Raw genomic sequence first — 25,544 nt, 5'->3', positions numbered from 1 at the left:
CGCTCAGAACTGGATCTTGAGGTGGTCGGTCACCGGCCGCGCCTGGCAGCCGAGGATGTACCCGTTCTCGATGTCCTCCGGATCGAGGATCTCCGAATTCTCCATCTCCACTTTGCCTTCCAGCACCGTGCAGGCACACGACCCGCACTCGCCTTCCTGGCAGGAGTAGGGCACATCCAGGCCCTTGGACAGCATGATGTCGACCAGCGTCTGCTTGCGCGGCCAGGACAGCTGGTGCACCTCGCCGTCCAGTTCCACCTCGACGGTCGCGGCGTCGGCGGCTTCCTCGTCGGAGACCTCGGCCGGCGCCTGATCCGCGAACGGGTCTCCCGCAAGGGAATTGAAGACTTCGGCATGCGTGCGGTTGCGCGGCACCGCGAGCTGGGCCAGCGCGTCGTGCACCCGATCCATGAATGGCTTCGGACCGCACATGAACGCCTCGAACGAGGTGTAGGGCCGGACCAGCGTGGCCAGCCCCTCCACCGACGGCAGGCCCTGCAGATGCTCCAGCCAGTGCACCACGGTGAGCCGTTGCGCGTGCTTGTCCGACAGCTCGCGCAGCTCGTCGGCGAAGATCACCGAGTGCGGGTCGCGATTGGCGTATACCAGCACGATTCGGCCGTTGCCGCGCGCCAGCGCCGACTTCAGGATCGACATCACCGGGGTGATGCCGCTGCCCGCGCCGAACAGCAGCAGGTCCTCGTCGAGATTCTTGGGCGTGAAAACGCCGGAGGGCGGCAGTACTTCGATCTGATCGCCGGCTTTGAGGTTGTCGCACAACCAGTTCGAGCCGTACCCGCCCTCGGTGCGCTTGACCGTGACCTTCGGCTTGTCGTCGGTGTAGGGCGAGCTGGCCAGCGAATAGCACCGCGCCACCGAGCCGGTCAGGTCGCTGGGCACGCGCAGGGTGAGGAATTGGCCCGGCTTGTAGGCGAACTTCTCGCGCGCGGCCTCGGGGACGTCGAAGACCAGCGAACAGGTGTCGGCGGTTTCCTCGATCACCGCGGCGACCCGCAGCACGACGGACCGGGAGCCGTGGGGAACTTCGACCGTTGTCATCGCTGCCTCTCGAACGTGGTCTGATGGCGTGAAGCCAAAACTAGAACGTGTTTCAGTTTCATCGTACGTCGGAGTCCGGCTGCCGGACAAGCTGAGCCTCCAGGCCGGCGACGAGCACCTCCATGCCGAAGTCGTAGGCGTAGCGCCCGCGCAGGTCGGTGATGTACTTCGTGGCCCGGTCCACGACCTCCGGCAGCGCCACATCCGAGATCGGCGAGCGGTCGCGCGGATTCACCCGGCTGCGGCCGAACAGGTAGGTGTGGATGGTCGCGTACGCGGCGAGCACATTGCGGTCGCTGAACCCCGCCTCGGCCAGGATCTCCATGATCGCGGCGATCAGGTCCAGCTGTTTGCCCAGCATCTGCTCGATCAGCACATCGCCGAGCCCGGGGTGCTTGCGCAGCTTCTCGTCGATCTGATCGATGAGCTCGCGCAGCCGCTGCTGCCAGGGCCCGGATTCCGGTGGTGGCTTGCGTACTCCGGCCAAAGCGGCGGAGGCGACCAGGTCCAGCAGCTCGCGTTTGTCGGCAACGTAGTAGTACGGCGCCATGGGTGAGACGCCTAGTTCGCGGGAGAGTCGCCGCATGGACAATTTCTCCACGCCGTCCTCGCGAACCACACGCAATGCGGCTTCGACGATCTCCGGCTCCGACAGCGTGTTGCCGCTCCCGCTGGCCTGCATCCGTCCGACTCCCATGCCACCTCTGCACCGCGGGCGTGTGGCGCCCGTCACGTTCTGTTCAGCTGCTTTCCACCGGAAGTCTAGAGTGCGGTCCACGGGGGCGGTCTTGGCGCGGGGTGCTGGGGGCGGACTGGGGAGCATGGGCCGAGCCTGGGGAAGCCATCGTGAAGTCGCAAGAAACCGTCCCATCGATTGGAACGTGTTTCATTTTTGTACCGCTTCTGGTTATCGTGTGACCGGTACTACACACACGGAGGTTGTCATGATGCACACGTTCCACGCACCCAGCGACACCGAGAGCGCCGAGCTGATCGAGGAGACCCTCATCGAAGAGGTGTCCATCGACGGCATGTGCGGCGTCTACTGATCCGGCGGTGGTGACCATGCTCGATCTCGATACTCCTTGGCAGCTGCATCCCCGGGTGTCCCTGCGCCCGGAGCCGTTCGGCGCGCTGCTGTACCACTTCGGTACGCGCAAGCTGTCCTTCCTGAAGAACCCGAAGATCGTCGAGATCGTGCGGTCGCTGCCCGAACACGCCACGGCGCGTACGGCTCTGGAGGCGGCCGGGATCTCCGGCGAACGCGCCGCGCCGTACCTGCGTGCGCTTGCGCAACTGGCCGAGGGTGAGATGATCGTCGACGCGCCGGCGCGTGCGGCCGGCGCCGTGGGCGCTCTGGGGAATTCCAGCGTGCCCGCGCCGGCGCAGGCCGTCCGGCCCAGTGCGGGGGTGGTCCCGCGGTCGGACGGTGCCGCCGCGGACAAGGCCGTGCGGCTCATCGATCGGTTCGAAACCGGTCTGGCCGCACCGATCTGCCTGACCTGGGAACTCACCTACGCCTGCAACCTGTCCTGCGTGCACTGCCTGTCCTCCTCGGGCCGGCGGGATCCGCGCGAGCTCAGCACCGAGCAGTGCAAGGCGCTGATCGACGAGTTCCAGCGCATGCAGATCTTCTACGTCAACATCGGCGGCGGCGAACCGACTGTGCGCCCGGACTTCTGGGAACTGGTCGACTACGCCACCGCACACGATGTGGGAGTCAAGTTCTCCACCAACGGTGTTCGGATCACGCCGGAGGTCGCGCAGCGGCTGGCCGCGAGTGACTATGTGGATGTCCAGATTTCGCTGGACGGCGCGGACGCCGAAGTCAACGACGCGGTCCGCGGTCCCGGCTCCTACGACATGGCGATTCGCGCCCTGGAGAACCTGGCCGCGGCCGGGTTCAAGGACGCGAAGCTGTCGGTGGTGGCGACCCGCCACAACATCCCGCAGCTCGACGAGTTCAAGGCCATCGCCGACAAGTACGGCGCCACACTGCGTTTGACCCGCCTGCGGCCCTCCGGGCGCGGCGCGGACGTGTGGGACGAACTGCATCCCACCCAGGATCAGCAGCGCGTGCTCTACGACTGGCTGGTGGCCAACGGCGAGGGTGTGCTCACGGGCGACTCGTTCTTCCACCTGTCCGCGTTCGGCGAGGCGCTGCCCGGCCTGAACATGTGCGGCGCCGGTCGCGTGGTGTGCCTGGTGGACCCGGTGGGTGACGTCTATGCCTGCCCGTTCGCCATCCACGACAGCTTCCTGGCCGGAAACGTGGTGTCCGACGGCGGTTTCCAGAATGTCTGGAGCACCTCGGAACTGTTCTCGGAGCTGCGCACGCCCAGCGGCGGCGGGGCTTGCTCGAGCTGCGCGCACTACGACGCGTGCCGGGGCGGCTGCATGGCGGCGAAGTTCTTCACCGGACTGCCCGCCGACGGCCCGGATCCGGAATGCGTTCAGGGATACGGCGAGGCGGCGCTGGCGGATTCGGGACGCACGATTCCGCGTTCGTCGGTGGATCATTCGCGCAAGACGGTGCGAAAGCCGCGCAAGTCCGGGCCGATTCCGTTGACGCTCACCATCCGTCGGCCGTCGCGGTCCTGCGACGAGAGTCCGCTGGGCTGAAATGTCCGAGTTGCCAGTGATGCGCTGGCATTTGGAAATTCGTCGGCCGACGCGCCGGGCGCCTTCAATTGCCATCGGTTTGCTGAATGGTGGAATCTGCTCCGTGGCAATCACATCGCAACGCACTCATAAAGATTTCTGTCCGATTCCGGGTGCCAATGATGCTTACGCGTGAAAACCCGCCTAGCATGCCAGGAATGCGCCAAGATCGTCTGCCCGATGGATTCGGGGTACGGATTGATCCGCGAGTACGCGCGTACTCCGGGGGCCGCATCCTGATCGGCGGCTCGCCCGCACGGTTGCTGCGACTTGCCCCGGAGGCGGCCGAGATGATCGGCGACGGGTATCTCGAGGTCACCGATCCGAAGTCCGCCAGCGTTGCCCGGCGACTGCTCGACTCCGGGGTGGGTAATCCGCGTCCGCGGTTGCTGCCCTCGCTGGAGGACGTGACAGTTATCGTCCCGCTGCACAACAACGCCGAGGGTCTCGTGCGTTTGCTGGCAGCGCTGCGCGGCCACAACGTGATCGTCGTCGACGACGGCTCCGATCAACCGGTGCAGATTCCGCAAAACCGCGGGACGCGCTGCCGGGTGACGGTGCTGCGCCACGATCGCCGGCAGGGGCCGGCGGCCGCGCGCAACGCCGGACTACGCGCGGCGACAACGGACTTCGTCGCGTTCCTGGATTCCGACGTGGTGCCGCGCAGTGGCTGGCTCGAGGTGATGCTCGGGCATTTCAGCGATCCGGGTGTGGCGCTGGTCGCGCCGCGCATCGTGGCGCTGGATCCGGAGTCCACCACGCTGGCTCGCTACGAGCACACCCGCTCGTCGCTGGATCTGGGCCGGCGCGAATCCGCCGTGCATTCCCGCGGTCTGGTGTCCTATGTACCGAGCGCGGCGTTGCTGGTGCGGCGGCGGGCGTTGCTGGCCGCGGGCGGCTTCGACGAGTCCATGCAGGTCGCCGAGGACGTCGATCTGTGCTGGCGACTGGAGAAGGCGGGCTGGCGGCTGCGCTACGAGCCGGCCGCGCATGTGGCGCACGACCACCGTGTCTCCTTCCGGTCCTGGTTCGGCCGAAAGATGTTCTACGGCACCGGCGCCGCGCCCCTGGCGCACCGGCACGAGCCCGGCATGGTGACGCCGCTGTCGCTGCCGACCTGGACGGTGGTCGCCGCGTTCCTGTTCGGCACCTTGTCGAAGTGGGGACTGTTCGGCGGCTTGATCACCCTGGTCACGGCGCTGGTGCGGCTGCGGCGCGTCTTCGCCGGGCTGGACAATCCGACCCGGATCGCGGCTATCTATCTGTCGCGCGGATTCTTCTCCGGCATATGGCGTTTGGCGTCGGCGGTGTGCCGGCACTACTGGCCGGTGACGTTGCTGGCGATGCTGTTCTCGCGGCGGATCCGGCGGATCGCGATCACGCTGGCACTGGCCGACGGTTTGGCGGACTGGTTCACCCATCGCGATGCCGGTGGGCTGGATCCGTTCCGCTATATCGCCTACAAGCGACTCGACGACATCGCCTACGGGTCCGGGCTGTGGCTCGGCGCGTATCGGGCGCGCAGTGTCGAGGCGCTGAAACCCACCGCACCACCGCACTGATCGATGAGGGGCGCGGTAGCCGGAGCCGGCACGGTCATCGTCGGCGGCGGCACCGCAGGCTGTGTCCTGGCGGCCCGGCTCAGCGCGGATCCGGAGCACACCGTGTGCCTGCTGGAGGCGGGCCCGGTGTGGGGCAGCGCCGCCGAGCTACCCGCGGATCTGCGACTGGCCGGGCGCATGCCGATCGGACCGGAGTCCCCGTGGGTGTGGCGGTATCCGGTTCGTCTGGCCGACGGCCCGGTCCGGGGAAATATCGTGCGCGGCAGGGTGATCGGCGGGTCCGGTGCGATCAACGGTGGCTATTTCGTGCGCGCGCTCGCGACGGACTTCGCGGCATGGGGTCGCGAGTGCCCGGAATGGGCTTTCGAGGCAGTGCTGCCGGGGTATCAGCAAATAGAGCGCGATCTTGATTACGGCGAGTTCCCCGGACATGGCAGCAGCGGTCCGATTCCGGTCCGGCGGGCGGTAGATCCGGTACCGGTTAGTGTCGAATTCGCGACGGCGGCACTGGCGGCGGGGTTTCCGGAAATACCGGACCTGAACGCGCTACCGGAGGCGATCCCCGAGACCGGAGTGGGGCCGGTGCCGTGCAATGTCGATTCCGGAATGCGCGCCGGATCCGCGACCGAGTATCTGCTGCCCGCGCTGACCCGGCCGAATCTGACTGTGCACGGCTCGACAATGGTGACCCGCATTCGGTTTCGCGGTACCCGCGCCGTCGGCGTCGACTATGTCCGCGACGGGCAGTCGGGCACGATCGCGGCGGATCGGATCGTGCTGTGCGCGGGCGCGGTGGAATCGGCGGCGTTACTGCTGCGCTCCGGGGTCGGACCGCCCGAACAGCTTCGAACGCTGGGAATTCCGGTGGTGGGCCCGGCGCCGGTCGGCGCCTGGTGTACCGACCATCCGGAAATCGGTATCGACTATCGGGGAGCCGCGACTCCGGTCGCGGACACCGTCGCGCTGGAATATTCGCTGTTCCTCGACGACGTCGAAATCCGGCCATATGCAGTGCGTTTCGGACCGGACCCGAAGGTGCGGCGGCTCGGGGTCGCGTTGATGCGGCCGCACTCGGCAGGCGAGCTGCGGCTCGTCTCGGCCGATCCGCGGGTGCCGCCGAGCATCGAATATCGCTACCTCGCCGCGGAATACGACCGCGAGCGGTTCCGTGCGGCGGTCGGTGTCGCGACGGAGCTGCTGCGCGCAATTCCCGGCGCCGCGGTGCCGGATCAGCAACCGGATAATTCCTGGTTGCGTGCGAATCTCGGGACTTCCCAGCATTTGTCCGGCACCTGCCGCATGGGCCCCGCGTTCGACGAAAGCGCGGTGGTGGACCAGCGGTTCCGGGTGCACGGCCTGACCGGATTGGCGGTGGCGGATCTATCGGTGGTTCCGGTGCCACTCAGCCGGGGTCCGCAAGCCACCGTGCTGATGATTGCCGAACAGGCCGGGCGCCTTCTCGAACGGGTGTGAAAGACGCGCAGGTCACAAAACTCGGTGATCCTAACCGGATGTGACCTGGCAGACAAACGAGAATTTCCACCCTTTCCCTGGTATATGCGCCGGTAAAGTCAGCGCCGGAAAGAAAGGCAAATGGTCAGCAATCTCGCAGGTGGGCGGCCCCCACGGCACGGCGTCGAACCGGGCACTCAACTCGGCGCCCTGGAAGCCTATGCCGCACAAGCCCATGGATACCTCACCGCCGGTGCCGACCAGCTTTCACAGCTGGCGGGTTTGCTGCGCCCGCTCGTGCTCGAATCCTGGCTGCGCAGTGTGCGCACCGGAATCGACCCGATGGACCCCGGCAGTGAGCGCGGTCTGCGTGGCGCGGATCTACAGCGCTACCGCGACGCGCACCCCATCGCTCCGCTCCTGCCGCTGATCGACAAGCTGCTCGTACAGGACACGGCCAGAACGGGTTTGATCGTCGTGGTCGCCGACCAGTTCGGCCGCGTGCTGTGGATCCACGGCAACCCCGACCAGGTCGCTGTCGCCACCGAGATCGGACTGCGCGAGGGCGACGATCTGAGCGAGCGCCGCGTGGGCGCCAACGCCGTCGGGCTCGTGGTGCGCGCCGGCCGGGCGGTCTGGATCCACGGCCCCGAACACTTCCTGCACCGCATGCACCAGCTGACCGGAGCCGCCGCGCCGGTGCACGATCCGGACGGCCGCCTGGTCGGAGTACTGATGGTCGCGGGCGGGGTCCGGGTGGCCAAGCCCGAGATCCTGGCGCTGGTCAAAGCGACCGCGACCGCCGCGGAAATGGATCTGCTGCTGGCCGCGATGCGCACGGCCCAGCACGGCCCGCGGGCGGAAGGGTTTTTCCAAGCCGAGGCACCCGCCGACTGCGGCCGACTCGGTCTCGACGTGCTCGGCCTCGGGCAGCCGCAGCTGAGCAAGGCAGGGGATCGAGTTCCGTTGTCGCAGCGGCATGCCGAGATCCTGCTGCTGCTCGCCGAACATGCCGAGGGACTGGGCGCCGATCATCTGGCGCTGCTGCTCGACGACACCGATCTGGACAACGGCACCATCCGCGCCGCTATGTCGCGGTTGCGAACGGTGGTGGGGGCGAATGTGATCGGCTCCCGCCCATACCGTCTGCGGTCCCATGTCGCAACCGATGTCGAGGCGCTGCGGGCCGCGTTGGACTCCGGTGATGTCGAATCCGCATTGCAGCTCTATGCCGGTCCGGTGCTGCCGCGCTCGACCGCACCCGGGATCGTCGACCTGCGCGACGAATTGCGGGTGCGGTTGCGTACCGCTGTGCTCGGTTCCGGTGATGCCACCGTGCTGCGGCGGTGGACCGCGGGCGCGGACGGCCGTGACGATGCTGCGGCATGGGCCGCCTATCGCGCGACGGTTGATCGTGATTCGCCACTGTATGCGCAGATCGAGGCCAAGATTCGGGTGCTCGACCGGCGGCTCGGCGCCGATGCAACGTGGATGCAACGTTCCGGCTCATAGTCTGCAGTTCTGAAAGTGCCCTGGCTCACATCGGGGCGTTCCGGGCCTTGTCATGCCCTGGTTTTTCCGCCGCTTCCGGCCACTGGACAACTGACCAGAATATTTTGTTGTATTTTGTTCCTTTTTATTCACGAAGGGCCTAATGTTCGGTTTGCGCAGAACATGCGTGTGATGCAGGAAACACCGTCGCGGCAACGGAACCGGCCGCGGCTGACCATTTCGAGCGACCTGGCAAGCAGTCGCTAGCGACCGAGTTGAAGGAACGGAATCCAGCGCTGGTGACTCTGGAAGTCCCGCGCTCTCCCCGAAATATCTGTGGTGCCACGAGGCTTCGAGCCTCTGGTTCGCGCTGCCCGAAAGAAGGAGGTTCTGGTGCCCGGTATGGAGTTGGGTGGGCCCACACCCGAACCGGCCGCGTCAGAGCGGTTTCCGCTGGCTCCCGCGCAGCTCGGCCTCTGGTACGCGCAGCTGCTCGAGCCCGAGGTCCCGATCAATATCGCGCAGTACGTGGATGTCCGTGGTGAGCTGGATGTGGCGGCGCTGCAAGAGATTTCGCGGGATGCGGCGCTGGAGTACCAATCCACTATGGTCTGGCTCGGCGAGTCCGACGGAGAGCCGTATCAGTGCTTCGATCGTGAGCTCACGGTCGAGATGCCGCTGATCGACCTCCGGGAGCACCTGGATCCCGCTGTCGCCGCCCAGGATTGGATGCGGGCGGAGTCGAGCGCACCGATCGATCTCGTCCGGGACCGGCTGTTCGCGGGGGCGATCCTGCGGGTGGGGGAGCAGCGCTGGTTCTGGTACCTGCGGGCGCACCACCTGGTGCTCGACGGGTACGGCGCGCTCACCAACACGATGCGGGTGGCCGAGCGGTACACCGCGCGGGTGCTCGGCACCGAGGTCGAGCCGGTGCGGCCCGCGCCGCTGGCCGAATTGGTCCACGGCGAGCTGGCCTACCGGGAGAGCGCCCGATTCGAGGCGGATCGGGCGCACTGGGCCCAGCGGGTCGCCGGACTGGACGCGGTCACCAGCCTCGACGGGCGCAGCGCGCCGCGCGCGGCGACCAACCTGATCGTCGGCCGCGCCCTGCCGGAGGATCTGGTCGAGCGGATGAACGCGCTTGCCGCGAGCCAGGATTCCACGATCGCGGTGGTGCTGCTCGCGGCTTATGCCAGCTATCTGGGCCGGTTCACCGATCGTGACTACGTGGTGCTCAGTCTGCCGGTGTCGGCGCGGACCACCGCGGCGATGCGGCGGTCGGCGGGCATGCTGTCGAATATTGTGCCGCTGCGCGTCGGGGTGGGGCGCGCGGTGCGCTGGGCCGAGGTGCTGCGGGCGACGCGGGTGGAGCTGGCGGGGGCGCTCCGGCATCAACGGTATCGGCACGAGGACATCCGGCGCGACGCCGCGCACGACGGGCGGCCGGCGCACCGGGGGCTGTTCGGGCCGCTGGCCAACATCATGCTGTTCCAGCGCGATCTGACGCTCGGCAGCACCGTCGGGCGTTATCACGTGCTGTCCACCGGGCCGGTGGAGGACTCGAGCCTCAACGTCTATTACGGCGAACGCGACCGTGTGCACGTTGATTTCGAGGCGAACCCGCATCTGTACGACCCCGAGGACCTGGCTCGGCATCACTCCCGGTTCCTGCGGTATCTGGAACGGCTCGTCGAAGCCGGGCTCGAGACACCCCTCGGCGCCGTGGATGTCGCGACCGAACTCGAGGTCGAGGTGAGCACCCGGCTGTGGAACGCGACCGGGTTCGAGTTCCCGGGAAGTGCCGCGGCGACCCTGGTTTCGATGTTCGAGGCGCAGGTGACGCGGACGCCGGAAACGGTCGCCCTGCGGTTCGGATCGGAAGCGGTGAGCTATCGGGAGCTGGCCGGGCGCAGTAATCGGCTGGCCCGCTATCTGATCGAGCGTGGCGCCGGGCCGGAGACGCTGGTCGCCATACACCTGCGGCGGTCGGTGGACTTGGTGGTCGCGATGTACGCGACCCTCGCGGCCGGAGCGGCCTATCTGCCGTTGGATCCGGATCATCCGGCGGAACGGACCGCGCACATCTTGAATACGGCGCGGCCTGCCTGTGTGCTGGCCGCCGCAGCCGAGCTGCTGCCGGGTGCCGTTGTGCTCGATGACCTGGACCTTTCCGGATACGCGGACGGGCCGGTGTGGGAGCGGGAACGCAGCACCGCACTGTGGCCCGCGCACCCGGCGTACGTCATCTTCACTTCCGGATCGACCGGCCTGCCGAAAGGTGTCGCGGTCAGTCATGCGGCGATCGTGAACCGGCTCGTCTGGATGCAGCACGCCTACCGGCTGCGGGCCGACGACGTGGTGTTGCAGAAGACGCCCGCGACTTTCGATGTGTCGGTGTGGGAGTTCTTCTGGCCCTTGCAGATCGGCGCCACCCTGGTGCTGGCCGAGCCGGACGGGCACCGGGATCCGGCCTATCTGCGTGCGGTGATCGCCGAATACGGCGTCACCACCGCGCATTTCGTGCCCGCCATGCTGGAGGTGTTCCTGGCGCGGCAAGAGAGCCCACAGGACACCCCCTTGCGGATGGTGTTCGCGTCCGGGGAGGCGCTGCCCGCCGCGCTCGCCCAACGGCTACGGGTGCTGACGGGGGCGCGGCTGCACAACCTGTACGGTCCCACGGAGGCCGCGGTCGACGTCACCTTCCACGAGGTGACCGACGCCGATACCCGCGTGGTGCCGATCGGCGCGCCCGTGTTCAACACTCGGGTGTACGTCCTGGACAGCGGCCTGCGGCCGGTCCCGGTCGGAGCTCCGGGTGAGCTGTATCTGTCGGGGGTACAGCTCGCCCGGGGTTACGTGGCGCGGCCCGCGCTGACCGCCGAGCGGTTCGTCGCCGACCCGTTCGGGGACGGTGTGCGGATGTACCGCACCGGGGATCTGGTGCGCTGGACGCCGCGCGGGGAACTGGAATACCTGGGGCGCACCGACTTCCAGATCAAGCTGCGCGGGTTGCGGATCGAGCTCGGGGAGATCGAGTCCGTGCTCGGGGCGGTCGACGCCGTGGTGCGCGCGGTCGCCGTGGTGCGCGATGAGCAGTTGGTCGCCTATGTGGTGGGGGCGGTCGAGGTGCCGCGGTTGCGGGCCGCGGCCGTTCGCGCGCTGCCCGCCTACATGGTGCCCGCCGCGTTCGTGGTGCTCGACGCCTTGCCGGTGAACGCCTCCGGCAAATTGGATCGCGCCGCCCTACCGGCCCCCGGACCGGTATCCGCGGAATACAGTGCGCCCGCGACGCCTACCGAGCACGCGGTGGCGCGGGTCTTCGGTGAGGTGCTCGGCCGGGAACGGGTCGGGCGCGATGACGACTTCTTCGCCCTGGGCGGAAACAGTTTGATGGCCACCCAGGTCTCGGCGCGGTTGGGCGCCGACCTGGGATGCCGGCTCGGAGTTCGCGAATTGTTCGGCGCCACCACGGTGGCCGAACTCGCCGGACTGATCGAGCGGGCCCAGGGAACCAGCGGCGGCAGCGATGTCGTGCTCCTGCGGTCACGGCCGCGGCCGCCGCTGGTTCCACTGTCACCGGCGCAGCAGCGGATCTGGTTCCTGAACCGGTTCGAGGGCGGCGCCGACTACAACATGCCGTTCGTGGTGCGTCTGCGGGGCGCGGCCGATGTGGACGCGCTGCGGGCCGCGCTGGAGGACGTGGTGGCGCGGCATGAGGTGCTGCGCACGGTCTTCCCGGCGGTCAGTGCGTCCGAGGCGGGTTTCGCTCAGCAGGTGGTGCTCGCCGAGACCGTGCTGATCGGGGAGCCGGTAGCCGTCGAAGCCGGGGAACTCGAGCGGCGACTGACGGCGTTCGGCGCTGCCGCGTTCGATCTCGAATGCGAGATCCCCATCCGGGCGCGGATTTTCACCGTCGGCGACGGCAGCTGCGCGCTCGCGCTCGTGCTGCATCACATTGCCGCCGACGGGCTTTCACTGCCCGTACTGGCGCGCGAGGTGATGATCGCCTATGGCGCAAGGCATTCCGGTCGTGCGCCGCAGTGGTCGCCGCTTGCGGTGCAGTACGCGGATTACAGCCTGTGGCAGCGGGAACTGCTCGGTGCGGCAGACGACCCGGAATCGATGATTTCCCGGCAGCTGGAATTCTGGACCGCCGCGCTGGCCGGTGCGCCGGACCAGCTGGATCTGCCCGCCGACCGGCCACGTCCGGCGGTCGCTTCTGGACGCGGCGGGGTGCATCGATTCGAGCTACCGGAACCCGTGGTGGCCGGTATCGCGGATCTGGCTCGAGCCCACAATCTTTCGCCGTTCATGGTGCTGCACGCGGGGTTTGCGGCGCTGCTGTCGCGGATATCGGGCAGTGCCGACCTCGTCATCGGGACCCCGGTCGCGGGCCGGGGCGAGCGGGCGCTGGACGAGCTGATCGGGATGTTCGTGAACACCCTGGCGCTGCGCACGCCGATCGATCCGGCCGCGCCGTTCTCGGCACTGCTGCGGCAGGTACGCGACAGTGATCTTGCCGCCTTCGAGCATGCCGAATTGCCATTCGAGCAGCTGGTCGAGGCCATCAACCCGGTCCGCTCCCAGGCCCGGCATCCGCTGTTCCAAGTCATGCTCGCCATCGATACCGCGGCGGCAATCCGTTTCGATTTGCCCGACTTGTCGGTCTCCACCAGTAGTGTGAACACCGGAGTGACCAAGTTCGACCTACAACTCACGGTCACTGATGGCTTCGCCGGTGCCGGGCACAGGGAAGGTTCGGCACCGGCGAAGGTTCCCGCCGAACTCTCCTATGCCACCGATTTGTTCGATGCGGCGACGGTTGCGGGGTTCGCGCGGTGGTTCACGGTGCTGCTGCGAGCCATCGTCGCGGATCCTGAAGTTCCGGTAGGTGATCTGCCACTTCTCGATGCCGCGGAACAGTCGCGGGCGGTCGAGTCGGGTTCTGCCGCGACCCGGGATTCCGGCCTGCGCCGGAATGACGGGTGCGGCGATGTGGTCGAAGCGTTCGCGGCGCAGGCGCGCCGGACGCCGGATGCGGTCGCTGTTATCGATGGTGAAAAGGCGCTGACCTATGCGGAGTTCGCCGCCGAGGTGAACCGGCTCGCTCGCGTGCTGATCGATGCGGGTGTCGGGCCGGAAGCGCGGGTGGTACTCGGAATGCGGCGTTCGGCGGAGTTCGTCATCGCCGCCTATGCGGTGCTCACCGCGGGCGGGGCCTACGTTCCGGTAGACCCGGATCAGCCTCGCACCCGGCTCGCGCACGTGGTGTCGACGGCCGCGCCGGTGTGCGTACTTACGCGCTCGGCTGATGGCTGGTCCGGCGAAGCGAGTGCACCGGTCATCGAGATCGATTCGATCGATTTCGCGGGGTACTCGTCCAGGCCTGTTCTTGATTCGGAGCTTGCACGACCTGCGCGGCGGAGCAACGCCGCGTACGTGATCTTTACCTCTGGATCGACCGGGCAGCCGAAAGGGGTTGCCGTACAGCGGAATGCGCTGGCAAACCAGATTCGGTGGATCGTCGGGGAGTACGGCATCGGCGAGCCCGATGTGGTGTTGTTCAAGACGCCTGCGACTTTCGATGTGTCCGTGTGGGAGTTGTTCGCGCCGTTGGTGTCCGGGGCCCGGATGGTCGTCGCCGAGCATGACGGGCATCGCGACAGCGCGTATCTGGCAGAGACGATCGACGCGCACACGGTGACGATGACCTCGTTCGTACCGTCGATGTTGTCGGTATTCGCGGCAGCGGTGGACGCCGAGCGGATCAGCTCGCTACGAACGGTTCTCGTCGCCGGTGAGGCGATGACCGGTGCTGCCGCGGCCGCGTTTGCCGAGGTCAGCGCCGCACGCCTGTACAACCTCTACGGGCCGACGGAGTTCACGGTCCACGCGACACACGCTCCGGTCGACAGCGCGGACAACGGACCGGTTCCGATCGGACGGCCGGTCGACGAGAGCCGGGCGCTGGTGCTGGATGCGCGGTTGCGGCCGGTGCCTGATCGGGTGGTCGGTGAGCTGTACCTGGCGGGTGTGCAAGTTGCCCGTGGGTACCACGGCCGGGCGGAGCTGACGGCCGAGCGATTCGTTGCCGATCCCTACGGGCCCGCCGGGGCGCGGATGTACCGAACCGGCGATCTGGTGCGGCGCAACCGGGACGGTGTGCTGGAGTACCTGGGGCGCAGTGATTTTCAGGTGAAACTGCGTGGTCAGCGGATCGAACTCGGCGAGATCGAGGCCGCGCTGCGGGCTGCCCCGGGTGTGCGGGCCGCAGCGGTACGGGTATTCGCCGGAGCCGCAGGGGAAATGCTCGTCGGGTACGTGGAATCCACACTTGCGGAACCGGATCTGTCCGCGCTGCTGGATCAGCGCCTGCGGGCCGTGCTGCCCTCGTACATGGTGCCCTCGGCTTATGTGGCGCTCGATACCTTTCCGTTGACCAGCTCCGGCAAGCTCGACCGGAACGCGCTGCCAGATCCGGTATTGGCCACCAAAGAGTTTCGAGCACCGACTACCCGCGCCGAACGAGTTGTTGCCGAGGTGTTCGCCCAGGCCCTCGGCGTACAGCAGGTCGGACTGGACGACGACTTCTTCGCCCTGGGCGGCAATTCCCTCGTCGCTACCCAGATCGTGGCCCGCATCGCCGATGCGATCGATGCCGATGTGCCGGTGCGGATGTTGTTCGAGCACCCGAGGGTCGGCGCGCTGGCTGCCCGACTACCGGGTGCCAGGTCAGGTCGGCCCCGAATCCCGCTGATGCCAGGTAAACGTCCCGAGCGGGTTCCACTGTCCTACGCCCAGCAGCGCATGTGGTTCCTGAACCAATACGACGCCGACTCCTCGGCCAACAATCTCGCCACCGCAGTGCGGCTCACCGGCACCCTCAACCTGGCAGCGCTGGCCGCGGCGGTCGCCGACGTTCTCGCAAGGCACGAGGCGCTTCGCACGAGATACCCCGCAGTCGACGGCATCCCGCACCAGGAGGTGCTGCCCGCCGACCAGGTGTGGATCGAACTCGAGCCCGAAGAAGTGTCCAGCACCGAACTGCCCGCGTGGATCCGCGCGTTCGCCGCAGAACCTTTCGCGGTGCACGAGCAGCCACCGATCCGGCTGACATTGCTGCACTGTGCCGACGCATGCCCGCTGGCCGAATCTGTCGAGTCCGCAGCAGAGGTCGCGGCCGATGCAATGGCCGTCGATCTACAGACGACGGGGTCCCCGGGTTCGCAGTCGGTGGCTGCTGCGAATGTGCGGTTCGGTCCGGTGGATTCCGCTGGCGTCGACGTCCATGTGCTGGTGGTGTCGATGCACCACATTGCGGCGGACGGTTGGTCGATCGCGCCGTTGACTCGGGATTTGATGGTCGCGTATGCGGCGCGGTGTGTGGGGGAGGCGCCGAGTTGGGACGTGCTGCCGGTGCAGTATGCCGACTACACGGTGTGGCAGCGAGAGGTGCTCGGGAGCGAGTCGAATTCGGATTCGCTTATCGCCCAGCAGGTTCGGTACTGGGCTGCCGAACTCGACGGGCTGCCCGAGGTGCTGGCACTGCCTGTGGATCGGGCGCGGCCCGCCGTGGCGTCGGGGCTGGGTGCGCGGTACTCGTTCGCAATTTCGGCGGAAACGAATCGGCGGTTGCGTGCGCTGGCCGAGGGGGCGAATGCCTCGCTGTTCATGGTGCTGCACGCTGCCTTCGCCACGTTGTTGGCGAAACTGTCTGCGCAGCAGAACATTGCGATCGGTACACCGGTGGCCGGGCGTGGCCATCAGAGCCTGGACGGGCTCGTCGGGATGTTCGTCAACACGCTGGTGTTGCGCACCGAGGTTCGGGCTGAGGATTCGTTCGCCGACTTGGTTGCGGCCGTGCGGGATCGGGATCTGGCGGCGTTCGCGCACGCGGATGTGCCGTTCGAGCGCTTGGTGGAGGTACTCGCGCCGGAGCGGACGGCGGCGCGGCATCCGCTGTTCCAGGTCATGCTGGATTTTCAGAACACCGCGCGGACTTCGCTCGAGCTGGCCGGTATCACTGCCGACCAGATGGAGATCGACACCGGCACAGCGAAATTCGATCTTCAGCTGACGGTCCGGGAGGCGGATGCGGGACTCGACGCCGTCTTCGAGTACGCGACCGATCTGTTCGACGCCGGCACCGTTGCCGCGTTCGCGGGGCGGCTGCTGCGGGTGCTGGACGCGGTGTGTGCTGATCCGCGGCGGGCGGTGGGCGACATCGAGCTGTTGTCGGCGGCCGAGCGGACGCTGGTGCTGGAGACCTGGAACGACACGGCGCATGCGGTCGATCCGGCAGCGACTTTGGTGTCGTTGTTCGAGGCGCAGGTGCGGCGGAGTCCGGAGGCGGTGGCGGTCGCGTTCGAGGGTGACGAGCTCACCTATGCGGAGTTCGCGGGCCGGGTGCATCGGCTGGCGCGGTTGCTCATCTCCATCGGGGTCGGGCCGGACAGCACCGTAGCCGTGGCCATGCATCGGTCGCTGGATCTGCTGGTCGCGATTCATGCCGTAGTGGTCGCCGGTGGTGCGTATGTGCCGGTGGATCCGGAGCACCCGGGCGAGCGGATCGCGCATGTGCTGGACAGCGCGGACCCGGTCTGTGTGCTGACCCGTAGCAGCGATGGACTGGAACTCGCTGCTGGCGAGACGCATTCGAAGATGTGGGCCGTACTGGATGTGGATCAGTTCGACATCACCGGATACTCGGATGCGCCCCTGACCGAGGGCGAACGGCTCGGCGCACTCGATCCCGAGAACACCGCGTATGTGCTGTTCACCTCCGGATCCACGGGCAAACCGAAGGGTGTCGCGGTTTCGCATCGGGCGATCGTCAACCGTCTGGTCTGGATGCAGGACACCTATGGGTTGACGGAAGCCGACGTGGTGCTGCAGAAGACGCCGGTCACCTTCGATGTGTCGGTGTGGGAGTTGCTCTGGCCGTTGCAGATCGGTGCGCGGCTGGTTGTCGCGAAACCCGATGGGCACCGGGATCCGGCTTACTTGGTCGACGTCATCACCGACGCGAGAATCACGGTCGCGCATTTCGTGCCTTCGATGCTCGCGGTCTTTGTGGCGGAACCCGCTGTCGCACTGTGCTATTCGCTGCGTCTCGTGTTCGCCTCGGGTGAGGCGCTCCCGCCGGGCCCGGCGCAAACTTTGCGCCGCCTCACCGGTGCGCGGTTGCACAACTTGTACGGCCCGACCGAAGCCGCCGTCGACGTCACGAGCCACGAGGTGAGTGACACCGACGCACACACCGTTCCGATCGGCGTCCCGGTGTTCAACACCCAGGTGTTCGTGCTGGACAGCCGGTTGCGGCCGGTACCGGTCGGCGTCCCCGGTGAGTTGTACCTGGCAGGCGCGCAGCTCGCGCGCGGCTACGTCGGGCGACCTGACCTGACCGGAGATCGTTTCGTAGCCAGTCCCTTCCGGTTCGGCGAGCGCATGTATCGCACGGGTGACCTGGTGACGTGGCGTGCGAACGGTGAGCTGGAGTATCTCGGCCGCACCGACTTTCAGGTGAAGCTGCGCGGACAGCGCATCGAGCTGGGCGAGATCGAGGCCGTGCTCGCCTCGGTGCCAGGTGTCTCCCAGGTGGCGGCGATCATTGCCGCCACCTCGCACGGGGACCAGCTGGTCGCCTACGTCACCGCTACGGCTGACGTGGCCGAGCCGGTGCTATCAGAAGTTCTGCGCCGCCATGTGTCTCGGGCATTGCCCTCTTACATGGTCCCGTCGGTGATCACCATCCTCGACGAGTTCCCGCTCAACTCCTCCGGCAAGCTCGACCGGAAAGCGCTACCCGCGCCGGCCGTCGAGATCGCGGCTTTCCGGGAGCCGGTGACCGCGACGCAGGCGGCCGTGGCGGCGATCTACGCCGAGGTTCTGGGCCTGCCCGGCACCCACAGCGTGGGCCTGGATGACGACTTCTTCGCCCTGGGCGGCAATTCGCTGACCGCGACCCAGGTGGTGGCCCGGGTCGGCGCCGCGCTGGACGCGCAGCTGCCTGTGCGGGTGCTGTTCGAGGCGCCGACGGTGGCTGAACTGGCCGCCCGGGCCGCGGCGCGGCAGGGGAGCGGGCGCGTGGCTTTGGCGGCGCGGCAACGGCCGGAGCGGATTCCGTTGTCGGCGGCCCAGCAGCGGATGTGGTTCCTCAACCGCTTCCTGACGGGCAGCGACAGCGGGCCCGGCGATGCGGTGCACCACATCCCGGTCGCACTGCGGCTCACCGGCGATCTGGATATCGCGGCACTCACGGCTGCGCTCGACGATCTGGTTGCGCGCCACGAGACGTTGCGGACGGTCTATCGCGAGGGCCCGGACGGCGCGGAGCAAATCATTCTGCCTGCGCAGCAGCATATCTCCGACCTCCAGCGCGTCGAGATTTCTCCGGCAGACCTCGGCCCTCAACTATCTGCCTGTGTAGCAACCCCATTCGACCTGAGTCGCGAGACACCACTTCGAGCGCACCTGTTCAGCATGGCCGAGCCCGGAGCCCACGTGCTCCTGCTGGTCCTGCATCACATTGCCGCCGACGGTGTTTCACTCACACCGCTGGCCCGCGACCTCATGACCGCCTATGCGGCCCGGCGTACGGGTGTGGCACCACAGTGGGACCCGCTGCCGGTGCAGTACGCCGACTACACCCTCTGGCAGGCCGAAACCCTCGGCTCCGACACCGAACCGGGCACCTCCGCGCATCGGCAGCTGGAATTCTGGCGGCGGACCCTGGCCGGTCTGCCCGACCAGCTGGAGCTGCCCGCCGACCACCCGCGTCCCGCCGAGACCACCTTCCGTGGCGCGACCCACCGGCTGCGGATCGACTCCGATCTGCACGGTGAACTGCGAGAGCTGGCCCGTAAACGAGAAGCGACGCTGTTCAGTACCGTGCACGCCGCGCTCGCGGTGCTGCTGGCCCGGTTGTCCGGCAGCGGCGATATCGCCATCGGTACGCCCGTGGCGGGGCGCGGTGAGGCCGCGCTCGATCAGCTGGTCGGGATGTTCGTCAACACCCTGGTGCTGCGAACTCAGATCGATCCGAGGGCGCGGTTCGAGACCTTGCTCGACACGGTGCGCGCTCAGGACCTGGATGCCCTGTCGCATGCGGACATCCCGTTCGAGCGGCTGGTCGACGCGCTCGCGCCGGCCCGCGCACGGAACCGGCATCCGCTGTTCCAGGTAGCGCTGACCTTCCAGAACTTCACCCTGCCCCGGCTCGAACTCGACAACCTGACCGTCGCGCCGCACGACTTCGACACGGCGGCAGCGAAATTCGACCTCCAGTTCACGGTGCTGGAATCCGACGACGCGGACGGTCGCGCCGACGGCATGGATATCGAAATCACCTACGCCACCGATCTTTTCGACGCCGACTCGGTCGCGGTACTGGCCCGGCGCTTCACTCAGGTGCTGGCCGCCATCGCCGCCGACGCGACCGTGGTGGTCGGGGATATCCAGTTGCTCAGTGGCGAGGAGCAGCAGCGGGCGCTGTACGAATGGGCCGGCGCCGACCTGGACAGCGCGGTGGTGCGGGAGACGCTCGCCGATCGGTTCGCCCGCTCCGCACTGCTCGACCCGGCCGCCGTCGCGGTCCGGGCCGGAGATGTCGTGCTCACCTACGCCGAGCTCGATGCCCGGTCCAACCGGCTCGCTCGCAAATTGACCGCCGCGGGCGTAGGTCCGGAAATGCTGGTGGCGGTGGCACTTCCGCGCACCGCCGAGCTGGTCGTCGCGCTGCTCGCGGTGGTCAAGGCGGGCGGCGGTTACCTGCCCATCGATCCGAACTACCCCGCTGACCGGATCGAGTACGTGCTCGACGACGCTCGTCCGATCTGCGCGATCGGCAGCGCCGCGACCGGTCTTCCACGTGATTGGTTCGGCGGCCCGGTGATCGACCTGGACGTCACCGACCTCGAAACCCTCGATGCCGCACCACTGTCCGATGCGGAGCGCCGCGCGCCGCTGCATCCGGCGAATACCGCCTATGTCATCTACACCTCCGGCTCCACCGGTCGGCCGAAGGGGGTTGTCGTTCCGCACCGGAATGTGGTGCGGCTCTTCGACAACACTCAGCGGCACTTCGACTTCGGCGCGATGGATGTGTGGACCATGTTCCACTCGTACGCCTTCGACTTCTCGGTGTGGGAGCTGTGGGGTGCGCTGCTGTACGGCGGCAGGCTGGTCGTCGTCGACTACTTCACTTCGCGATCGCCGCAGCAGTTCCGGGAATTGCTGGTCGCGGAGCGCGTGACCGTGCTCAACCAGACGCCTTCGGCCTTCTATCAATTGATCGCCGCGGACACGGACGCTGCTCCTGCCGAATATGCGTTGCGCGCAGTCATTTTCGGCGGTGAGGCATTGGATCCCCAACGCTTGGCCGCCTGGTTCGAGCGGTATCCGGACCAGCCGCGACTGGTGAACATGTACGGCATCACCGAGACGACGGTGCACGTGTCGTACCGGTCGATCGAACCGGGCACCGGCTCGGCGAGCGTGATCGGCAGTGCCATACCGGGTCTGGTGGTCCGGGTCCTCGATTCCCGGCTACGGCCGGTGCCCGTGGGTGTGCCCGGCGAAATCTACGTTTCCGGCGGTCAATTGGCGCGTGGCTACCTCGGACGCCCCGCGCTCACCGCGACCCGGTTCGTCGCCGATCCGTACGGGGCGGCCGGGACGGCGGCCTACCGTTCTGGTGACCTGGCCCGCTGGACCGCCACGGGCGACCTCGAATATCTGGGCCGCGCCGATCAGCAGGTGAATCTGCGTGGCTACCGGATCGAACTCGGCGAGATCGAAGCGGCCCTGCTGGGCACCGCGTCGACGGTGCGGGAAGCGGCGGTGGTGGTCCGCACCGATCTGGTGGACGAGCCGCGCCTGGTCGCCTACGTCGTTGCCGGAGCACTCGACACCGTGCGGCTGCGCAAGGATCTGGGCCGGGTGCTGCCCGAGCACATGGTGCCGGCCGCCGTCGTGGTGCTGGATCGAATCCCGCTGACCGTCAACGGGAAACTGGATCGTGCGGTTTTGCCCGCACCGGCTTTCGAGGGAACAACCTACCGCGCGCCGCGCACACCGGCGGAGGAGATCGTCGCCGCGGTTTTCGCCGAGGTTCTCGGGTCCGCCGATCGCGTCGGCGCCGACGACGATTTCTTCACCCTCGGGGGGAGCTCCCTGCTTGCCGCCAAGGCCGTAGCCCGGATCGGCGCGGCGCTGGGACGGTCCGTCTCGGTGCGCATACTGTTCGAGGCCTCGCGTGTCACCGACCTCGCCGCCCTGGTCACGGCGAACGCGACCGAACCGCGGCCCGAGCTGGTCGCCGGCGCCCGGCCCGACACGTTGCCGCTGTCACCGGCGCAGCAGCGGATGTGGTTCCTGAATCGGTTCGACCGCGATTCGATCGCCTACAACATTCCGATGGCGTTGCGGCTGACGGGCGCGGTGGATCTCGCCGCGTTGCGGGCCGCGATCGCGGATGTGATCGGCCGGCACGAGTCGCTGCGGACCCGGTATCCGGAGATCGACGGCGACGCGACCCAGGTGATCGTGGCTGCGGCGCAAGCTGTTCCGGAGCTGGACCCGGTCGACGTCACCGAAACCGAACTGCTGGAACAGATCCAGCAGCTGGCCGCCGCGACCTTCGACGTCACCGCAGAGGTGCCGCTGCGGATGCGGCTGTTCCGTACCGGCGCAGCGGAATTCGTGCTGGCAGCCGTCCTGCATCACATCGCTGCCGACGGGTCCTCCATCGCGCCGTTCGTTCGCGACCTCATGATCGCCTACACCGCGCATCGCGACGGCGACGCTCCCGGGTGGTCGCCGCTGGCTGTGCAGTACGCCGATTACGCGCTGTGGCAGCGGAGGCTGCTCGGCACCGAGGACGATCCGGAATCACTGGCCGCCCGCCAGATCGAATACTGGACCGAGGCGCTGGCCGGGCTGCCCGATCAGCTGGCGCTGCCCACCGATCATCCCCGCCCGGCTCGGCAAAGTTTGCGCGGCAAGAAGGTCGAGCTCGCCATCGAAGCCGAGCTGCACGCGGCCCTCGTCGGGCTCGGGCAGCGCAGTGGCGCAACGCTGTTCATGGTTGTGCATGCCGCGTTCGCAGCGCTGCTCAGCCGGTTGACGGGCACCGGCGACATCACGGTCGGCACCCCGATCGCCGGACGTGGCGCCGCGGAACTGGACGACGTGATCGGCATGTTCGTCAACACCCTCGTGCTGCGCACCCAGGTCGACGGGGCCGGCACCTTCGCGGAACTGCTGGCACGCACGCGGACCGGTGACGTGGCGGCGTTCGCGCATGCCGACGTGCCGTTCGAACGGCTGGTCGAAGTGCTGAATCCGGAACGGTCCACCGCGCGCCATCCGCTGTTCCAGGTCGGCTACTCGTTCCAGAACCACGAGCGCGGCGAGCTGCGACTACCGGGCCTCGAAGTACATGCCCTCGAATACGACAGTGGCGTCTCGCAATTCGACCTGCACCTGTTCGCCGTCGACAACTACCACCCGGACGGGTCCGCCGCGGGAATGGAACTCGCCCTCGGCTACGCGACGGACCTGTTCGAAGCGGCCACCGCCGAACGTATCGCCGACCAGCTCCATCGAGTGCTCGAAGCGGTTGCGGTACAGCCGGACACCGTTGTCGGCGACCTCGACGTGCTCGGGGCGCACGCGCGCGCCCTGCTGCTCGACGAATGGAACCGCACCGCACAACCGGTCGAACCCGCCACCCTCGCCGACCTGATCGACGCACAGGTCGCACGCTCCCCGCACGCCAAGGCGCTCATCGACGCGGCAACAGAGAACTGGCTCAGCTACCAGGATTTCGACGCCGCGGTGAATCGGCTGGCGCGTGCGCTGATCCGTGCCGGTGTCGGCCCGGAAACCACCGTCGTCCTCGCCATGCGGCGCTCGGTGGAACTGGTGGTCGCCATGTACGCGGTGGTACGCGCCGGTGGCGCCTACGTCCCGATCGACCCGGACCATCCGGCCGACCGGATCACCCACATCCTCGACACCGCTTCGCCCGCATGCATTCTCACCACCGCACGCGACGGCCTGCCGGTCGAAACCGCCGTTCCGACATGGGAAGTCGATCAGCTCGCACTGAGCGATATCGCCGCCGATCCGATTCGCGACAGCGAACGGATGCGCCCGCTACGACCGGAGCATCCGGCCTACGTGATCTTCACCTCCGGATCGACCGGTGTCCCGAAGGGCGTCACCGTTCCGCACTCGGCGATCGTCAACCAACTGGCGTGGCTGGGCGAACAGTTCGCCCTGAACGGCAACGACTGTGTACTGCTGAAAACACCCGCGACCTTCGACCTGTCGGTCTGGGAGTTCTGGTCTCCGCTGGTCACCGGCGGCCGCCTCGTGGTCACCCCACCCGGCACCGAACGCGAACCCGAACGACTACGCGAACTGATGACCCGCCACGGCGTCACCGTGCTGCACGCCGTGCCCTCCCTGATCGGAATGCTGCTGGCCGCCGCACCGGATGCGCCGCTGCCCGCAACGCTGCGCCGGGTGCTCGCCATCGGTGAAGCGCTGCCCCCGGCGACGGCCACGGAGTTACTGCGCCGCCCGACGCACCCGCAGGCGTCGAGCGCTTCCGCCGAGGCTGCCCCCGCTGACGTGGCGAAAGTCCTGAGTGGTGCGGAGGCAGCCGCCGACCAAGCCGCGGACCTGCTGCTCGGATTGGCCGAGTACCGGCGCAACGAGGACACGCAGCAGCTGAATCAGCGCGCGGAATACACCGATTCGGTATCCGCTGCCCCCGAGTTGGGACCGGACTCGGCCAGCTCGAGGCCGATTCCGATCGGGGAGTCGGGCAATCGCCGCGCACTGCCCGTACGCAAGCCTGTGGACACCTGTGCACAAATCCGAGGTGCCCGACTTTTCAACCTGTATGGACCAACCGAGGCCGCGGTATCGATCACCGCATACGAGGTCGTGGACGAGCCGGTGCACGTGGTGCCGATCGGTGCGCCCGCTTGGAACAGCCGAGTGTATGTGCTGGACAGCCGGTTGCAGCCGGTGCCGGTGGGTGTCGCGGGAGAGCTGTATCTGGCCGGTGCGCAGTTGGCGCGCGGGTACCACGGCAGGGCGGGCCTGACCGCGGATCGGTTTGTCGCCGACCCGTTCGCGGGCGCAGGGCGGATGTACCGCACCGGCGACATCGTGCGGTGGCGGGCCGACGGGACGTTGGAGTACCTGGAGCGGGCCGACTTCCAGGTCAAGATCGGTGGGTTCCGGATCGAGCTCGGTGAGGTCGAGGCGGCGCTGCGGCGGCTGCCGCAGGTGCGGGCCGCCGTCGCTGTGGCTCATCGCGGGGTGCGGCTGGTGGCGTATGTGGAAGTCGCGCAGCAGGATTCCCCGGTCCCGGACTTGAGACTGGCAGTGGCTTCCGAACTGCCGGGCTATATGGTGCCCGCCGCGGTAGTGGTGCTGGAGTCGTTGCCGCTCAACGTAAACGGAAAAGTCGATCGGTCGCAGTTGCCGGATCCAGTGTTCGCCGAGGCCGAATTCCGAGCCCCCGAAACCCATCTGGAGCGGTTGGTGGCCGCAACCTTCGCGGCGGTGATCGGGTGCGAGCAAGTCGGTCTCGACGACGACTTCTTCGCACTCGGCGGCAACTCGCTGCTCGCGACCAAGCTCAGCGCCCGCCTCGGGGCGGCCTTGGGCACGCAGGTGCCGGTGGCGGCGGTCTTCGAAGCATCGACCGTCGCGGCGCTGGCTGCCGGGCTCGCTGCCCTGGACCCAGCGCAGGCCCGTCCCGCGCTGGCCCCGCGCACCACGACCGCGCCTGCCGCATTGGCGCCCGCGCAGCAGCGGATGTGGGTGGTCAACCGGCTCGCACCGGAGTCCTCGGCCTACAACATCCCGGCCGCCGTCAGGCTCACCGGAGCATTGGATCTGGGCGCACTGACCGCAGCTCTCGCGGATCTCCTCGCGCGGCACGAAACGTTGCGCACTCGCTATCCCGACACCGCGCACGGCCCGGTCCAAGAGGTGCTTTCCCCTGCGGCCACCACAGTCGACCTGACACCGATCCAGCTGCCTCGCGATGCCATCGATGCGCGCCTCCGCGAGTTCGTCGACGCCGGATTCGATGTCACAGTCGCACCTCCGGCCCGCGTCGCACTCTTCGAAATCGCCGACGCCGAATCGCAGCCCGAGTGGATTCTTGTTGTTGTCCTGCACCACATTTGCGCCGACGGATACTCCGTCGCGCCGCTGACCCGGGATCTCATCGTCGCCTATGCCGAACGCGCTGAAGGCCGCGCTCCCGACTGGCCGCCGCTGGATATCCAG

The 25,544-nt window shown here is 67.8% G+C and carries 8 protein-coding genes and 1 pseudogene (1 of these 9 cut by a window edge); 7 read left to right on the top strand and 2 right to left on the bottom strand.

Going from position 1 to position 25,544, the window contains the following annotated elements; genetic code table 11:
* Positions 1 to 3: 3 nt before the first annotated feature.
* Together IBX22_RS14045 and mftR2 are read right to left on the bottom strand one after the other, a co-directional pair.
* On the bottom strand, positions 4 to 1,059 hold the full coding sequence (locus IBX22_RS14045) for a ferredoxin--NADP reductase (protein WP_194816027.1): 1,056 nt from the start codon (positions 1,057 to 1,059) through the stop codon (positions 4 to 6).
* Between the two features lie 58 nt (positions 1,060 to 1,117).
* Positions 1,118 to 1,756, bottom strand: a complete 639-nt coding sequence (gene mftR2, locus IBX22_RS14040) for a mycofactocin system transcriptional regulator MftR2 (RefSeq protein WP_228538811.1) — start codon at positions 1,754 to 1,756, stop codon at positions 1,118 to 1,120.
* A gap of 250 nt (positions 1,757 to 2,006) precedes the next feature.
* Between mftR2 and mftA the strand changes: the two genes are divergently transcribed.
* The 7 genes and pseudogenes from mftA to IBX22_RS14010 all read left to right on the top strand — a co-directional run.
* Positions 2,007 to 2,108 carry a mycofactocin precursor MftA gene (gene mftA, locus IBX22_RS14035; RefSeq protein WP_194817671.1) on the top strand — a complete coding sequence of 34 codons (102 nt, stop codon included), beginning with the start codon at positions 2,007 to 2,009 and terminating at the stop codon, positions 2,106 to 2,108.
* A 16-nt stretch (positions 2,109 to 2,124) separates the two neighbouring features.
* Positions 2,125 to 2,367: pseudogene (gene mftB, locus IBX22_RS37455) on the top strand (mycofactocin biosynthesis chaperone MftB); the annotation flags it as partial.
* Positions 2,368 to 2,370: 3 nt separating this feature from the next.
* Positions 2,371 to 3,681 carry a mycofactocin radical SAM maturase gene (gene mftC / locus IBX22_RS14030; RefSeq protein WP_375540264.1) on the top strand — a complete coding sequence of 437 codons (1,311 nt, stop codon included), beginning with the start codon at positions 2,371 to 2,373 and terminating at the stop codon, positions 3,679 to 3,681.
* Between the two features lie 197 nt (positions 3,682 to 3,878).
* A complete protein-coding gene (mftF, locus tag IBX22_RS14025) occupies positions 3,879 to 5,282 on the top strand; it encodes a mycofactocin biosynthesis glycosyltransferase MftF (RefSeq protein WP_194816025.1) in 1,404 nt (467 codons plus the stop codon).
* 3 nt (positions 5,283 to 5,285) lie between these two features.
* The gene (gene mftG / locus IBX22_RS14020; protein WP_194816024.1) at positions 5,286 to 6,755 is read left to right on the top strand and encodes a mycofactocin system GMC family oxidoreductase MftG; all 1,470 of its coding nucleotides are present in this window, start codon (positions 5,286 to 5,288) and stop codon (positions 6,753 to 6,755) included.
* 120 nt (positions 6,756 to 6,875) lie between these two features.
* Complete coding sequence (locus tag IBX22_RS14015; RefSeq protein WP_194816023.1) at positions 6,876 to 8,246, top strand: GAF domain-containing protein; 1,371 nt, start codon at positions 6,876 to 6,878, stop codon at positions 8,244 to 8,246.
* 381 nt (positions 8,247 to 8,627) lie between these two features.
* Positions 8,628 to 25,544, top strand: partial view of a non-ribosomal peptide synthase/polyketide synthase gene (locus IBX22_RS14010; protein WP_228538976.1) — the 5' portion only. Its footprint extends 1,188 nt past the window's final position; the window shows 16,917 of its 18,105 coding nt (coding positions 1-16,917); the start codon lies at positions 8,628 to 8,630; its stop codon lies beyond the right edge, outside the window.

Source organism: Nocardia sp. XZ_19_385, assembly GCF_015355755.1.
Taxonomy (GTDB): Bacteria; Actinomycetota; Actinomycetes; order Mycobacteriales; family Mycobacteriaceae; genus Nocardia.
Note: the sequence above shows the minus strand (reverse complement) of the source record. Positions and strands in the feature narration are given on the sequence as shown.

Bases quoted from the DNA above. Each gene is read 5' to 3' on its own strand.
- mftC (WP_375540264.1), top strand. From the start codon at position 2,371: ATGATCGTCGACGCGCCGGCGCGTGCGGCCGGCGCCGTGGGCGCTCTG.
- IBX22_RS14045 (WP_194816027.1), bottom strand. From the start codon at position 1,059: ATGACAACGGTCGAAGTTCCCCACGGCTCCCGGTCCGTCGTGCTGCGG.
- mftR2 (WP_228538811.1), bottom strand. From the start codon at position 1,756: ATGGGAGTCGGACGGATGCAGGCCAGCGGGAGCGGCAACACGCTGTCG.
- mftA (WP_194817671.1), top strand. From the start codon at position 2,007: ATGCACACGTTCCACGCACCCAGCGACACCGAGAGCGCCGAGCTGATC.
- IBX22_RS14015 (WP_194816023.1), top strand. From the start codon at position 6,876: ATGGTCAGCAATCTCGCAGGTGGGCGGCCCCCACGGCACGGCGTCGAA.
- mftF (WP_194816025.1), top strand. From the start codon at position 3,879: ATGCGCCAAGATCGTCTGCCCGATGGATTCGGGGTACGGATTGATCCG.
- mftG (WP_194816024.1), top strand. From the start codon at position 5,286: ATGAGGGGCGCGGTAGCCGGAGCCGGCACGGTCATCGTCGGCGGCGGC.